13 protein-coding genes and 1 pseudogene are annotated in these 13314 nt (G+C 73.7%); 8 read left to right on the plus strand and 6 right to left on the minus strand.

Annotated elements, in window-relative coordinates; all coding sequences use genetic code 11:
- Window positions 1-22: 22 nt before the first annotated feature.
- A pseudogene (locus AS97_RS46925) lies at window positions 23-424 on the plus strand (ATP-binding protein); the annotation flags it as partial.
- Between the two features lie 441 nt (window positions 425-865).
- Here the strand turns inward: AS97_RS46925 and AS97_RS06305 are convergent.
- Entirely contained in the window at window positions 866-1159 is a 294-nt protein-coding gene (locus tag AS97_RS06305) for an SHOCT domain-containing protein (protein ID WP_125760344.1), read from the minus strand.
- A 248-nt stretch (window positions 1160-1407) separates the two neighbouring features.
- Between AS97_RS06305 and AS97_RS06310 the strand changes: the two genes are divergently transcribed.
- The gene (locus AS97_RS06310; protein WP_125760343.1) at window positions 1408-1995 is read left to right on the plus strand and encodes a DUF4865 family protein; all 588 of its coding nucleotides are present in this window, start codon (window positions 1408-1410) and stop codon (window positions 1993-1995) included.
- 23 nt (window positions 1996-2018) lie between these two features.
- Here the strand turns inward: AS97_RS06310 and AS97_RS06315 are convergent, their stop codons facing one another.
- The gene (locus AS97_RS06315) at window positions 2019-3248 is read right to left on the minus strand and encodes an ROK family protein (RefSeq protein ID WP_125760342.1); all 1230 of its coding nucleotides are present in this window, start codon (window positions 3246-3248) and stop codon (window positions 2019-2021) included.
- A gap of 17 nt (window positions 3249-3265) precedes the next feature.
- Between AS97_RS06315 and AS97_RS06320 the strand changes: the two genes are divergently transcribed.
- The 5 genes from AS97_RS06320 (at window position 3266) to AS97_RS06340 (ending at window position 7043) form a co-directional block, all read left to right on the plus strand.
- The gene (locus tag AS97_RS06320; RefSeq protein ID WP_210564481.1) at window positions 3266-4522 is read left to right on the plus strand and encodes an MFS transporter; all 1257 of its coding nucleotides are present in this window, start codon (window positions 3266-3268) and stop codon (window positions 4520-4522) included.
- A 55-nt stretch (window positions 4523-4577) separates the two neighbouring features.
- Complete coding sequence (locus AS97_RS06325; protein ID WP_059145523.1) at window positions 4578-5312, plus strand: maleylpyruvate isomerase family mycothiol-dependent enzyme; 735 nt, start codon at window positions 4578-4580, stop codon at window positions 5310-5312.
- A 67-nt stretch (window positions 5313-5379) separates the two neighbouring features.
- A complete protein-coding gene (locus tag AS97_RS06330; RefSeq protein ID WP_210564482.1) occupies window positions 5380-5889 on the plus strand; it encodes a DUF4442 domain-containing protein in 510 nt (169 codons plus the stop codon).
- A gap of 6 nt (window positions 5890-5895) precedes the next feature.
- Window positions 5896-6138: a DUF6332 family protein gene (locus AS97_RS06335; RefSeq protein WP_059145525.1), complete on the plus strand. Its 243-nt coding sequence runs from the start codon at window positions 5896-5898 to the stop codon at window positions 6136-6138.
- On the plus strand, window positions 6138-7043 hold the full coding sequence (locus AS97_RS06340) for a DUF2797 domain-containing protein (protein ID WP_059145526.1): 906 nt from the start codon (window positions 6138-6140) through the stop codon (window positions 7041-7043). The genes AS97_RS06335 and AS97_RS06340 overlap by 1 nt, the downstream gene beginning before the upstream one ends.
- A 71-nt stretch (window positions 7044-7114) precedes the next feature.
- Here AS97_RS06340 and AS97_RS06345 read toward each other — a convergent pair whose 3' ends face one another.
- From AS97_RS06345 to AS97_RS06355, 3 genes are all read right to left on the minus strand, one after another.
- Window positions 7115-7780 (minus strand): response regulator transcription factor, encoded by a 666-nt coding sequence (locus tag AS97_RS06345; protein WP_210567150.1) that lies wholly within the window; start codon window positions 7778-7780, stop codon window positions 7115-7117.
- Window positions 7781-7803: 23 nt separating this feature from the next.
- On the minus strand, window positions 7804-8973 hold the full coding sequence (locus AS97_RS06350) for a sensor histidine kinase (protein ID WP_236669816.1): 1170 nt from the start codon (window positions 8971-8973) through the stop codon (window positions 7804-7806).
- 337 nt (window positions 8974-9310) lie between these two features.
- Window positions 9311-10516, minus strand: a complete 1206-nt coding sequence (locus AS97_RS06355) for a geranylgeranyl reductase family protein (RefSeq protein WP_059145528.1) — start codon at window positions 10514-10516, stop codon at window positions 9311-9313.
- Between the two features lie 169 nt (window positions 10517-10685).
- Between AS97_RS06355 and AS97_RS06360 the strand changes: the two genes are divergently transcribed.
- Window positions 10686-12047, plus strand: coding sequence for a dipeptidase (locus AS97_RS06360; RefSeq protein ID WP_210564483.1), 1362 nt, complete (start codon window positions 10686-10688; stop codon window positions 12045-12047).
- Window positions 12048-12109: 62 nt separating this feature from the next.
- Here AS97_RS06360 and AS97_RS06365 read toward each other — a convergent pair whose 3' ends face one another.
- Window positions 12110-13144, minus strand: coding sequence for an NUDIX hydrolase (locus AS97_RS06365; protein WP_059145530.1), 1035 nt, complete (start codon window positions 13142-13144; stop codon window positions 12110-12112).
- Between the last annotated feature and the right edge of the window lie 170 nt (window positions 13145-13314).

The raw sequence follows: 13314 nt of genomic DNA on the forward strand, positions 1-13314 counted from the left end.
ACTTCTTCAGGGAGTCGCAGCCGTGATCAGTCGTCCTAGCAGGCAGTGCACGGTGGAGCTGCAGGCCCTGCCGTCGCGGATCGGACAGGTCCGCAGAATCGTGTCGGCGCAGTTGCGCTACTGGCATCTGGATCCGCTCATCGACCCGGCGGCGCTCGCCGTCACCGAACTGCTCACCAATGTGCATCGGCACGCCGAGCCGGACAAGCAGTGCACGGTGGAGATCGTCCTCATGCTGGACCGGTTGACCGTTTCGGTCCGCGATCAGGATCCGCGGCTGCCCCGCCTTCGGGCCTGCGATCCCGTGGCCACGCATGGCAGGGGGCTCGCGCTGGTCGCGGCCGTCAGCCAAAGCTGGGGGATGCATGCGCGGGACGACGGCAGCGGGAAGGTCGTCTGGTTCACGCTGGCCGTGCCGCGGCCCATCGCCACCGCCAAGTCGCCCCTCACGGCGCATGGAGCGGGGCGTACCGCACCGCCCCATCGCACGGACGCCTCCCGCCCGGCGCCGGCGCCCACCACGCCCATCACCGGCCCCGCACCCACACCCGGACCCGCCACCGCCCCGGCACCGGCCGCCCCGGCACCGGTGCCCGTCGCACCGGCACCCACCCCCGCACCCGTCGCCCCCGCGCCCGTCGCCGCGGCCCCGGCGTCTGCGGTGCGCGAGCGGGCTCCCGCGGCCGCCCGGTCGGCAGCCTCCCGCTGAGCACGCAGGCGTCCCGCCTCCCGCGAGGCGGGACGGTCCGGACAGCCCCGACGGCCCCGGCAGCCCGGACAACCCCAACCCCCCTGACAGCCCTGACAGCCCTGACAGCCCGGCCGGCCTGAGCGCCCCGCGTCAGCGCCCCACCGTCAGCAACGGTCAGAGGACCCCGCCCTTCGCCTGGTGTCCGAACCGCTCGTCCAGGACGGACAGTCGGCGCCAGTACTCATCCTCATCGATCTCACCGGCCGCGAAGCGGCGGCCCAGCACCGCGATCGGCGAGCGCTCGCCGAAGTCCACGGGCCCCTGCCGCCAGGGGGCGCGTCCGCGCCACCCGCCGCGCCTCAACAGGAAGACCGCACCGCCGACGACCAGCGCCCACATCAGCGGGAAGAGCAGAATCCACGGTCCGGGGCCGTCGCCGTAGGCGAATCCGTGCGCCAGGGTGTTCATGATGATCGCGCTCCTCGGGAGTGGTTGTCTCATGGCCCGTTGTCATGGCCACTTCTCACGGCCCTTTCTCACGGCCACTTCGAGGATCACCCCCTCACGGCGCCCGGTCGTCGTACGGCCGACGACACTCCCGGTACCTCCTGGGGAGTACGCGCGCCGAGGACCACCCCTTCTGTACCTACTAGTGTGTACGATCCGAACGCAGCGGAACGGCCGCGAACGCACGCCCCGCCGACAGGAGTTCACCGATGCTCGTCATGCAGTACCGGATCACCCTGCCCGCCGACTACGACATGAGGATCATCCGGGACCGGGTGGAGGCGAAGGGGCCGCTGCTCGACGACTTCTCAGGGCTGGGCCTCAAGGCGTACGGCATCCGGGAGCGGGGGGTGGACGGCTCGCCGGTCCATCAGTACGTCCCGTTCTATCTGTGGACCGCGCCCGAGGCCATGAACCGCCTCCTATGGGCCCCCGGATTCCAGGGCATCGTCCGGGACTTCGGCAGGCCCGCGGTCGAGCACTGGCAGGGCCTCGCCTTCGAACGGGGCCCGGCGGCGGGCACCGTACCGCGCGCCGCCACCCGCCACGCCACGCCGGTTCCGGCCGCCGCCGACCCCGCCTCCGTTGTCGAGGACGCGCTGGCGCGGCTGGCCGAGCGCGCGCGTACGGACGGCGTCCACGCGACGGCCCTCGGCATCGACCCGCGCGGCTGGGAGCTGATCCACTTCACGCTCTGGGAGGACTGCGCACCGCCCTCGGAGCCCGGCGACCGTTACCACGTGCTCCATCTGTCGGCCCCGGACCTGAGCGCGCTCCCCCGGGGCCGCCAGTGGTGACGGCCGTAAGGAGCTCGCGGTGGTCAGCCCACGCCCAGGGCGGCCAAGGGGTCGTCCAGCACCGGTTGCCACGCCAACTCGGCCGCGCCCACCAGGCTGTTGTGGTCCAGCGTGCACGGCAGAATCGGTACGCCCCCGCTCCGGCCCCACAGGCTCCGCTCCGCCACCACCGCGCGCAGCCGCTCCGGGTCGGCCTCCAGGAGTTCGCGGTGCAGCCCGCCGAGGATGATGCGGTCCGGGTTGAGGATGTTGACCAGACCGGCGAGCCCGAGGCCGAGGCGGTCGATGAGCTGGCTGGTGGCGGCCCGAACGGACGGCTCCGTGGCGTACGCCTCGCGCAGCAGATCGCGGGCCTGCTGCAGCAGGGACACCTCCGGGCCCGGGTCGCGCCCGGCCGCTGTGAGGAAGGCGAGCGGATCGGCCTCGATGTCCAGACAGCCGCGGCTGCCGCAGTGGCAGGGCGGGCCCTCGGGGTTGACGGTCAGATGGCCCACCTCGAGGGCGAGCCCCGCGCTGCCCGTGTGCAGCCGCCCGTCGAGCACCAGCGCGCCACCGACGCCCCGGTGCCCGGTGGCGACACAGAGCAGGTGCTGGGCGCCGCCGCCCGCGCCATGGCGGTGCTCGGCGAGCGCGGCCAGGTTGACGTCATTGCCCGCGAAGCCGGTGACCGGCTCCCCGTCGTCGCCACGGATACCGGCCGCGGCCAGGCTGCGGTTGAACAGCTCGCGCACCGGAGCGCCCGCGGGCCAGGCGACGTGCAGCGGGTTCAGGGCGGTGCCCTCCGGTTCGGCGACCGCGGACGGGACGGCGAGCCCCGCGCCCACGCAGCGGCGGCCGGTCTCCCGCAGCAGCCGGGCCCCTGCCTCCACGACCGCGTCGATGACATGCGCCGGGTCGGCGGGCACGGTCATGCAGCCCGGGGCCGTGGCCACGGTCCGGCCGCCGAGCCCGACGAGCGCCGCGCGGAACCCGTCGGCGTGCACCTGAGCGGCGAGCGCGACCGGCCCCCGGGGGGCGATCGACAGCCGGTGCGAGGGACGGCCCTGCGCCCCGGCGGCCCCGAGCGGCCGTGAGTCGACCTGGATCAGGCCGAGCGCCTCCAGCTCGGCGGCGACGGCGCCCGCGGTCGCGCGGGTCACCCCGAGCTCGGCCGTGAGCACCGCGCGGGTGGGCGCGCGGCCGGTGTGGACGAGTGCCAGTGCCGGGCCAAGAGCGCTTCGGCCGCGCTCGAGCCTTGTCCGTGTCTGGGTCACGCCCCTATTCTCACTTTGTGCCGACTCCAAACAAAACACGGACGGCCATCCTGGGCGCGCGCCGCTCCGTCGCCGCGGATCGCGACCTCGCCCGACTCCGCGCCGCCATCACCGCGTTCTTCTTCCTCGACGGCTTCGTGTTCGCCGGATGGGTCGCCCGGATCCCCGCGATCAAGGACCAGACGAGCGCCTCGGAGGGCGCGCTGGGGCTGGCCCTGCTCGGCGTGTCCGCGGGCGGGACGGCCACGATGATGGCCACCGGGCGCCTGTGCCGCCGCTTCGGCAACCACCCGACGACGGTGGCCGCCGGCGTGCTGTTCGCCGGCTCCGTGGCGCTGCCGCCGCTGACCCACTCCGCGCTCGCCCTCGGCCTGGTGCTGCTGGTCTTCGGCACCGGGTTCGGCGCGCTCAACGTGGCCATGAACAGCGCGGCGGTCGACCTCATCGCCGCCCTGCGCCGCCCGGTCATGCCCAGCTTCCACGCCGCCTTCAGCCTGGGCGGGATGGCCGGGGCCGGGCTCGGCGGGCTGATCGCCGACCACCTCTCCCCCACCCGCCATCTGTCGCTGCTCGCGGTCTTCGGGCTGCTGCTCGCGGCGGCCGCCGGCCGGAGGCTGATCTCGCTGCCGGTGCCCGCGCCGCGGGACGGCGCCGGGCCCGCGACCGAGTCCGGGAACGCCGCCGCCACCGAACCGTCTCCCGGCGCAGAGCGGTCGGGCCGCGCCCGGTGGCTCGTCGCCGTCTTCGGCCTGATCGCCCTCTGCACGGCGTACGGCGAGGGGGCGATGGCCGACTGGGCGGCCCTCCATCTGCACCAGGAGCTCGACGCGTCCGCCGGACTCGCCGCCGCGGGCTACGCCGTCTTCGCGCTGATGATGGCCGTCGGCCGGCTGACCGGCACCGCGCTGCTCGAACGGCTCGGCCAGACCAGGGCGTTGATCGCGGGCGGTGCCACGGCCGCGGCCGGCATGCTGCTGGGCTCGCTCGCGCCCACGGTCTGGCTCGCGCTCCTGGGCTTCGCGGTCACCGGGCTGGGGCTGGCCAATCTCTTCCCCGTCGCCATCGCGCGGGCGGGCGCGCTGACGGGACCGGGCGGGGTCGCCGCGGCCTCCACGCTCGGCTACGGCGGGATGCTGCTGGGCCCGCCCACGATCGGCTTCCTCGCCGACTGGTACTCGCTGCCGGTCGCGCTCACCACGGTCGCGGCGCTGGCGGCCGTGGCGGCGGTGGTCGCGTACGGCACGCGGAACGCCGTGCGCCTGGCCGGAAACTGACGCCCTCGCCGTCCCGGCGCCGACCGATGTCGGAGGTGGCTGGCATGATTCCGCCATGAAGACTGCCGAGTTGATCGAAATCTTTGACCGCGAGGGCCGGCTGCTGGCCGACGCCGCGGCCGAGGCCGGAGTGGACGCCCAGATACCGACCTGCCCCGACTGGCGCGTCCGTGACCTGCTGTCCCACCTTGGCCAGGTGTACGGCTGGGCCACCCGGATCGTCGGCGAGGGCCTGGCGGAGCCGGTCCGGCCGGCGGTCGAGCCTGCACCGGCCGACGCCGAGCTCGTGTCCTGGTACCGCGAGGTCCATGGGCGGCTGGTCGGCACCCTTACTGATGCCGACCCCGAGCTGAAGTGCTTCACCTTCTTTCCCTCGGAGTTCCCGCTGGCCTTCTGGGCCCGGCGCCAGGCCCATGAGACCGCCATCCACCGGATCGACGCGGAGTCGGCGCGGGGCGGGGCCCTCTCCCCGTTCACCCCGGAGTTCGCGGCCGACGGGGTCGATGAGCTGCTGGTCGGTTTCCACGGCCTGGACCGGTCCCGGGTGCGCACGGACACCCCGCGCACGCTCCGAGTGAGGGCCACGGACCATGACGCGGTGTGGACGATGCGGCTGTCACAGGACGTTCCGCGCACCGAGCGCGACGGCGAGGGGGCGGCCGACTGCGAGCTGAGCGGCCCGGCCGGCGACCTCTATCTCGCGCTCTGGAACCGGCAGCCGATCACCGCGCTGACCACGGAGGGGGACGAGAAGCTGGCCGAGCTGTGGCGGGAGCACTCGGGCATCTGATACGCCGAGCATTGGGTTACCGACGGGTAATATCACGTGCTGGCTTCCTGACATGTCACGTCGATCGATGTCCGCGCGCCGCCTGCGTCTCGCGATGAACTGGTGGCCGCCCTATCTCTTCGCCGGAGTGCGGGTGGTCCACCTCGCGGAGGACTGGAGCAGTGTCCGGGTCAGGCTGCGGCTGCACCGCTTCAACTCCAACTACGTGGGGACCCACTTCGGCGGTTCGCTGTTCGCGATGAGCGACCCGTTCTGGATGCTGCTGGTGATGAACCGGCTCGGCCGGGACTACATCGTCTGGGACAAGGCCGGCGAGATCGACTTCGTCTCGCCCGGCCGCGGCGATGTGTTCGCCGACTTCAAGCTCACCGAGGAGCGGCTGGAGGAGATCCGCGAGGCCACGGCGGACGGTGGCAAGGCACTGCCGTGGTTCGAGAACGACGTGGTCGCCGCGGACGGTACGGTCGTGGCACGCGTACGGAAGCAGCTGTATGTGCGCGAGAAGCAGCGTGACGGGCAGCGCGAGCCGGGGATGACCGACTCGGCGGCAGCCACCGGACAGCAGGCGGAGGACTGATTCGAGATGACCGGGCCCCGTTCCCAGGACGAGCGCGACACGCTCACCGTCGAGATGGTGTTCGCTCTGGTCACGGCCAGTCTGCTGGCGGCCGTGCTCTATGTGGCGGTCGCGAGCCCCGCGCTCTTCGGCGACCTGGGCCGGGCCCAGGAGAGGGCCTGGAAGGCAGCCGCCTTCGCGGTGGCCACCGTCGGATTCGCCGTCCGCCTGGTGCGGGCGCTGTGGCTCTTCTCCCGGCAGCGGCGCTGATGACCGAGAGCCCGCGGCCTCCACGGTGGCAGTGCGCGGGATCGCGCTGGGGCCGACGCGGGCCCGCGCTCGTCTGGCGCCATCCGGCCCAGGGGGAACGGCTCTCCCCGCTGACGCCGGACCGCCCGCTCTCCTTCACCACCGGGCCCCGGCGCGACTGCGTCGGCGTGCGCAGGGGCTCCCGGCACACCCCGTGCCCGGCCGGGGCCGAGGTCCCGGCCGCCGCCGTATCGGCGCAGTGCCCGGACTGCGCCCGGCTGGACCGCTCGTACTCCGTGGCCGCCGACACCCGTACGGACGACCCGCGCCCTTACGACGTCTATCTCGCCTGGTTCGGCCCGGATCTGGTCAAGGTCGGGATCACGGCGGCCGAGCGGGAGGGGGCGCGGCTGCTGGAGCAGGCCGCGCTCTCGTACTGCCTGCTGGGCCGTGGCCCGCTGATGGCCGCGCGCCGCGCAGAGGCGGAGCTGGGCACCGCGCTCGGCGTCCCGGACCGCTTCCCCTACGCCGCCAAGCGCACCGCCCGCGAGGCCGCGCCGTCCCCGGAGCGGCGGGCCGCCGACCTGGCCGCGCTCCACCAGCGGGCGCGCGCCCTGGGCGGGCTGCCGGAGTCGCTGGCCCTGGCACCGTTCGAGCCGGTGCACCACGACGCGGCGTTCCATCTGGACCGGGTGCGCCCCGCGCTGGGGCTGATCCAGCTCGTCCCCGAGACCACCGTGGCCGGTCGGCTCGACGCCGTGGCGGGCCCGGACATCCACCTGGCCTCGACGGACGGCCGGATCCTGGTGCTGGACACCCGCCGGCTGGCGGGCTGGCCGCTGACGGCGGCCGCGGCGGACGCCGCGACGACGGCGCCGGTGGCGGTGTGGGAGCGGGAGACGGAGGCTCCGGAGGGGCTGTTCTGAGCCGGGCCCCGAAGCACCGAGCACCGAGCACGGGGCACCCTCGCCACCGCTCCCCGGGCCCAGGCCCTTCCTCAGCCCAGCCAGCCGGGCCGGACCAGGCCCGACTCATAGGCGAGCACGACGAGTTGGGCGCGGTCCCGGGCGCCCAGTTTGACCATCGTGCGGCTCACATGGGTCTTGGCGGTGAGCGGGCTCACCACAAGCCGCCGGGCGATCTCCTGGTTCGACAGCCCCATGCCGACCAGGGCCATCACCTCCCGCTCCCGGTCGGTCAACTCGGCCAGCGCAGCCGCGGGCGCGGGTTCCCTGGAACGGGCCGCGAACTCGGCGATGAGGCGGCGCGTCACCCCGGGCGACAGCAGCGCGTCGCCGCCGACGACCGCGCGCACCGCCCGCAGCAGCTCCTCCGGCTCGGTGTCCTTGACCAGAAAGCCGGAGGCGCCGGAGCGGATCCCCTCGAAGACGTATTCATCGAGCTCGAAGGTGGTCAGCATGACCACCTTCACCTCGCCCAGGGCCGGGTCCTCGGTGATCCGGCGGGTGGCGGCGAGGCCGTCGAGCACCGGCATGCGGATGTCCATGAGGACGACATCGGGGTGCTGCTCCCGCACGAGCGCCAGCGCCTGCTCCCCGTCGGCCGCCTCGCCGACCACCTCGATATCCGGCTGCGCGGCCAGCAGGGCGCGGAAGCCGGCGCGGACCAGGATCTGGTCATCGGCGAGCGCGACACGGATCACGGCGTCTTCCCTCTCCCGCTCACTCATGGTGTCTCCCTCGCGCTCCTGAACGGGATCCGGGCCCGGACGCGGAAGCCGCCGTCCGGGCGGGGGCCCGCCTCCACCGTGCCGCCGAGCGCGGCGGCCCGCTCGCGCATGCCGACCAGGCCGTTGCCGCCGCCCGTCACCTCGCCCCCGGCCGCCGGACCGTCGTCGTCCACCCGCAGCTCCAACTCACCGGGGGCGTAGCACAACAGGACGTGGGCGTTCCGGGAGCTGGAGTGGCGGACGATATTGGTCAGGGCCTCCTGCACGATACGGAACGCCGCGAGGTCGGCACCGGGCGGCAGGGCCGTCCGTACGCCCTCCACCTCCACCCGCACCGCGAGCCCCGCGTCCGCCGCCTGCCCGGTCAGTTCCTCCAGACGGTCCAGGCCGGGCGCGGGCGAGCGCGGCGCGGCGCCGGACGCGCCGGAGGTCCGCAGCGTGTCGAGGACCTGGCGGACCTCGCCCAGCGCCTCCTTGCTGGCCGCCTTGATGGTGGTCAGCGCGGTGCGGGCCTGTTCGGGGTGCTGGTCGAGGAGGGCGAGGCCGACGCCCGCCTGGACGTTGATGACCGAGATGCTGTGGGCGAGGACGTCATGCAGTTCGCGGGCGATCCGCAGCCGCTCCTCGTCCGCCCGGCGCCGCGCCGCCGCCTCCCGTTCGGCCCGTTCGCGGACCCACCGCTCACGCCGTACGCGGACGAGCTCGGACGCGGCGACGATCGCCATGGCCCAGGCGGTGATCCCCAGTTCCTGCCCCCATCCGACGGGCCCGTCACCGTCCGGCGGCAGCCAGCGGTAGAGCCAGTGGCCGATGAGCAGATGGCTGCCCCACAGCAGCCCGAGCGCGCTCCACGCGGCGATCCGCCTCCCGGCGGCGACGGCCGCCACACAGGCGACGACGACGCTGAGGAAGACGGGCCCGTACGGATATCCGGCGGCGATGTAGACCACGGTCACCGCCGCCGTGCCGACCACGACGGTCCCGGGGTGCCGGTGGCGCAGGAGCAGCAGCGCTGGCCCGGCGAGCAGCAGCGCACCGGCCCCGGGCCCGAGGCCCACCCGGGCGGGCTGGTCATGCGCGGCGAACCCCGTGCCCAGCAGCTGGACGACGGCGATGGCGAGCGAGGAGGGCCAGGGTACGGCCGAGCGCGGTGGGCCGAAGGGCATCTCGCGCCAGCGTCCGCCCGGCCGGTGCCAGGGGCCGGGCTCCCCCGTGAATCCGTGCATACGGGCAACGCTAAACCGGCCGGGCGGGCCCGGCGTCCCCCTTGCGTGGTGCCCACACGTACTCCCGGCGGAGTACGTTACGTCGGCCGGACCCGGACCGCCGGGATGCCGCCGGTCCTCAGCGTCGCCGGCGAGGAGGCAGGGCCGCCACGCGACCCACTACCGACGAAGCCTCGGGGCCGCCGCACGACGCATCACCGACGAAGCCTCGGGTTGCCGCGCGACGCATCACCGTCGTATGACGCCTGATCGCCGCGCGACGCCCGAGCGAAGGCGGCTAGCCCCGGTCCATCGCCGCCAGGGCCCGGCGGGCGGCCGGGTGGGTGCGGACGAGGTCGCCCAGGGTGGTGGTGCCGCGGGTGATCTTCGTAAAGACGCGCCAGGCCGGGCGGAAGCCGGTGAGCGCCGCGTGGAACATCCCGGGGCGGCGGGCGAAGACCGTGTACAGACGGCGGCCGACGCCCATCTCCACACCGAGCCCCGCCTTGATCGCGAAGGCGTAGTTCAGGGCCTGACGGCGGGCGTCCACCGCGTCGTGCGCCTCGGCGACGCGCACCGCCCACTCCCCCGCGAGCCGGCCCGAGCGCAGCGCGTAGGAGATGCCCTCGCGCGTCCACGGCTCCAGCAGCCCGGCCGCGTCCCCGCACACCAGGACCCGGCCGCGGGACAGCGGCGAGTCGTCCGCGCGGCAGCGGGTCAGATGGCCGGAGGAGATGCTCGGCTCGAATCCGGCGAGGCCCAGCCGGGCGATGAAGTCCTCCAGATAGCGCTTGGTCCCGGCGCCCTCGCCGCGCGCCGAGATGACGCCGACGGTCAGGGTGTCGCCCTTGGGGAAGACCCAGCCGTAACTCCCCGGCATGGGGCCCCAGTCGATGAGCACCCGGCCCGCCCAGTCCTCCGCGACGGTCTTCGGAACGGGGATCTCCGCCTCCAGGCCGAGATCCACCTGGTCCAGCTTCACGCCGACATGCGCGCCTATGCGGCTCGCGCTGCCGTCCGCGCCGACCACGGCCCGCGCCAGCACCGTCTCACCGTCGGCGAGCACCACGGCGACCGTGCGCCGGTCGGGCACGGCCGGGCCGTGCTGTTCGACGCGGGTGACCGCGACGCCCGTACGGATCTCGGCGCCCGCGTCCTTGGCGGCCTCGACCAGGGCCGCGTCGAACTCCGGCCGGTTGATCAGCCCGAAGAGCGCGTGCTTGGAGCGGCGGGTGCGGGCCAGCTTGCCGTTGAGCGAGAAGGTCACCGCGTGCACCCGCTCCCGCAGCGGCAGTTCGAAGCCCGGCGGGAGCGCGTCGCGCGAGGGACCGATGATGCCGCCGCCACATGTCTTGTAGCGCGGCAGTTCGGCCTTCTCCAACAACAGCACCCGGCGTCCGGCGCACGCGGCGGCATGGGCCGCGGAGGCACCTGCGGGGCCCGCGCCCACCACGACGACGTCCCATACCGTCTCATTGTCCGGGGCTGCGTTGTCGCTGCTCACGTGTGGATCCGCTCCCAATCGACCGACCTGATGCGCCTTCCCGGCATCCTACGGCTCCCCGACGGATGACCCCGCTGTGGGATGATCGGCCACGCGGCATCAAGCCGTACATACGTGCCCATCGCGGCGCATCCCGCCGCCTACCCGTCGCACCCCAGGAGTGACCCCCATGGAGAAGGCACCTCTCGCCGCCACCGTAGCCGCCCTGCAGCCGCGCGCCAGGGCCGAGCTGGCCGAGTTGGTGGCCTTCACGTCGGTCGCGGACCCGGCGCAGTTCCCGCGCGAGGAATGCGAGGCCGCCGCCCGCTGGGTCGCCGACGCCCTGCGCGCCGAAGGGTTCGAGGACGTGGCGCTGCTGGACACCCCCGACGGCACCCAGTCCGTCTACGGCTTTCTGCCCGGTCCGGCCGGTGCCCCGACCGTGCTGCTCTACGCCCATTACGACGTGCAGCCCCCGCTGGACGAGGCCGCCTGGCACACCCCGCCCTTCGAGCTGACCGAGCGCGACGGCCGCTGGTACGGGCGGGGCGCCGCGGACTGCAAGGGTGGCGTGATCATGCATCTCACCGCCCTGCGGGCGCTCAAGGAGCAGGGCGGAGTCCCGGTCAACGTCAAGATGATCGTGGAGGGTTCGGAGGAGCAGGGCACGGGCGGCCTGGAGCGCTATGCCGAGGCCCATCCCGAACTGCTGACCGCCGACACGATCGTGATCGGCGACGCGGGCAACTTCCGGGTCGGGCTGCCGACGGTCACGGCCACGCTGCGCGGAATGACGCTGCTGCGGGTCTCGGTGGAGACCCTGGAGGGCAATCTGCACTCCGGCCAGTTCGGCGGGGCGGCCCCGGACGCGCTCGCCGCGCTGATCCGCGTCCTGGACTCGCTGCGCGCCGAGGACGGCTCGACCACCGTCAAGGGCCTCGAGGCGGACGCGGAGTGGGACGGGCTGCAGTATCCGGAAGAGGCGTTCCGCAACGACGCCAAGGTGCTCGACGGGGTCGGACTGGTCGGCTCCGGTACGGTCGCCGACCGCATCTGGGCACGCCCCGCGGTCACCGTGATAGGCATCGACTGCCCGCCGGTGGTCGGCGCCACCCCGTCCGTCCAGGCGAGCGCGCGGGCGCTGATCAGCCTGCGGGTGCCGCCGGGCGTGGACGCGGCCGAGGCCAACCGGCTGCTCGCCGAGCACCTCCGGTCCTCGGTGCCGTGGGGCGCGCGGCTCTCGCTGGAGCAGGTCGGCCAGGGCCAGCCGTTCCGCGCGGACACCACGAGCCCGGCGTACGCGGCGATGCGGGAGGCGATGCGTCTGGCGTACGACGGCCAGGAGATGGCGATCGCCGGGCAGGGCGGCTCGATCCCGCTGTGCAACACGCTGGCCTCGCTCTACCCGGAGGCGGAGATCCTGCTGATCGGGCTGAGCGAGCCGGAGGCGCAGATCCACGCGGTCAACGAGAGCGTCTCGCCGCAGGAGTTGGAGAAGCTCTCGCTGACCGAGGCACTGTTCCTGGGGATGTACGCGGCGGGCAAGGGCTGAGCCTCCCCCGCCTGCCGACGGGGTACGGGGCGGGCCGGTGGAGTACGAGACGGGCCGGTGGGTCAGCCGGTGGGGACGCCCGCTTCGAGGTAGAGCGGGCGGCCCTGCTCGCGGGCGCGCAGCGCCCAGCGCAGTCGGCTCAGCCGCACCGGCGGCAGCAGCGCGGCGGCCTCGCTCTCGGTGACGAAGCGCCAGCCGCGCAGTTCGGAGCCGGGCAGCAGCACCTCCCGGGCGGCCGCGCTGGAGAGCTTGCCGCCGTCGAAGAGCAGCCGCAGGCCCCCGTAGCCGGGCGGCTGGGGGCGCTCCCAGTCGGCGACCAGCAGCCGCAAGGGTTCGTCCAGCCGCACGCCCAGCTCCTCGGTGACCTCGCGCACCCCGGCGCACATCGGGGGTTCGCCGGGTTCGACGACGCCGCCGGGGAACTCCCAGCCGGGTTTGTAGGTGGGGTCGACGAGCAGCACACGGTCCTCCTCGTCGAAGAGCAGCACCCCGGCGGCCAGCGTCTCCGCCGTCGGCTCCGGGGTCTGCACGATGTCGCAGCTCCCGGCGCCCTCGCGGACGGCGTCGGCGATGTGCTGGGCGGTCTGGCGCGGGGTGATGCCGGTGGTGTCCACGACATGGGCATCGGCGGTCAGCCAGGGCAGGGCCGCCCGGTAGGGGGCGAGATGGGCCAGGCACCACTGGCGTACCGACTCGCTCGCTTCCGGGTCCCCGGGTATCGCCTCGCGCCCGGCTATCCGCTCGCGAAGGATCGTTTCATCGGTGCGGAGCAGAACATGCCGTACGGGGATGCGACGGGCCGCGAAACCACCGAAGATCTCATCCCGGTACTCCTGTCTGAGGACCGTCATCGCCACCACGAGCGGACCGCCGACCTCCGCCATCAGCGCCGCTCCGGTGTCCACGACCAGCCGGCGCCAGGAGGGCAGATCCTGGTAGTCGGACACCTGTTCAAGACGTTTACGCGGAAGCATCATCCGCAGACCGTTACCGACCAGCTCCGGGTCGTAGAACGTGCTGCCGGGCATGAAGTCCACCAATTCACGGGCCGTGGCGGTTTTACCCGCACCGAACGCACCGTTCAGCCAGACGATCACATTTCCCCCTATTCCATCGCCTCCTGACAGTTGCCCGCATCACCCTGCCACGGAAACGCCCGAAGACGACCGAGTGGCGGATCGCGCCGCTCCGGACCGTATGGGCGCATGACGCGGGGGGAGGCGGTGGGGCGCGGCCGGGGGGCGTGGGGCCCTTGCGCCACAGGGGT

The sequence above is a fragment of the Streptomyces sp. AgN23 genome (assembly GCF_001598115.1).
Lineage (GTDB): Bacteria > Actinomycetota > Actinomycetes > Streptomycetales > Streptomycetaceae > Streptomyces > Streptomyces antimycoticus.

Excerpts from the sequence above, each read along its gene's own strand:
- AS97_RS06305 (WP_125760344.1), bottom strand. The coding sequence starts at position 1,159 with ATGAACACCCTGGCGCACGGATTCGCCTACGGCGACGGCCCCGGACCG.
- AS97_RS06310 (WP_125760343.1), top strand. The coding sequence starts at position 1,408 with ATGCTCGTCATGCAGTACCGGATCACCCTGCCCGCCGACTACGACATG.
- AS97_RS06325 (WP_059145523.1), top strand. The coding sequence starts at position 4,578 with ATGAAGACTGCCGAGTTGATCGAAATCTTTGACCGCGAGGGCCGGCTG.
- AS97_RS06330 (WP_210564482.1), top strand. The coding sequence starts at position 5,380 with ATGTCCGCGCGCCGCCTGCGTCTCGCGATGAACTGGTGGCCGCCCTAT.
- AS97_RS06335 (WP_059145525.1), top strand. The coding sequence starts at position 5,896 with ATGACCGGGCCCCGTTCCCAGGACGAGCGCGACACGCTCACCGTCGAG.
- AS97_RS06340 (WP_059145526.1), top strand. The coding sequence starts at position 6,138 with ATGACCGAGAGCCCGCGGCCTCCACGGTGGCAGTGCGCGGGATCGCGC.
- AS97_RS06350 (WP_236669816.1), bottom strand. The coding sequence starts at position 8,973 with ATGCCCTTCGGCCCACCGCGCTCGGCCGTACCCTGGCCCTCCTCGCTC.
- AS97_RS06360 (WP_210564483.1), top strand. The coding sequence starts at position 10,686 with ATGGAGAAGGCACCTCTCGCCGCCACCGTAGCCGCCCTGCAGCCGCGC.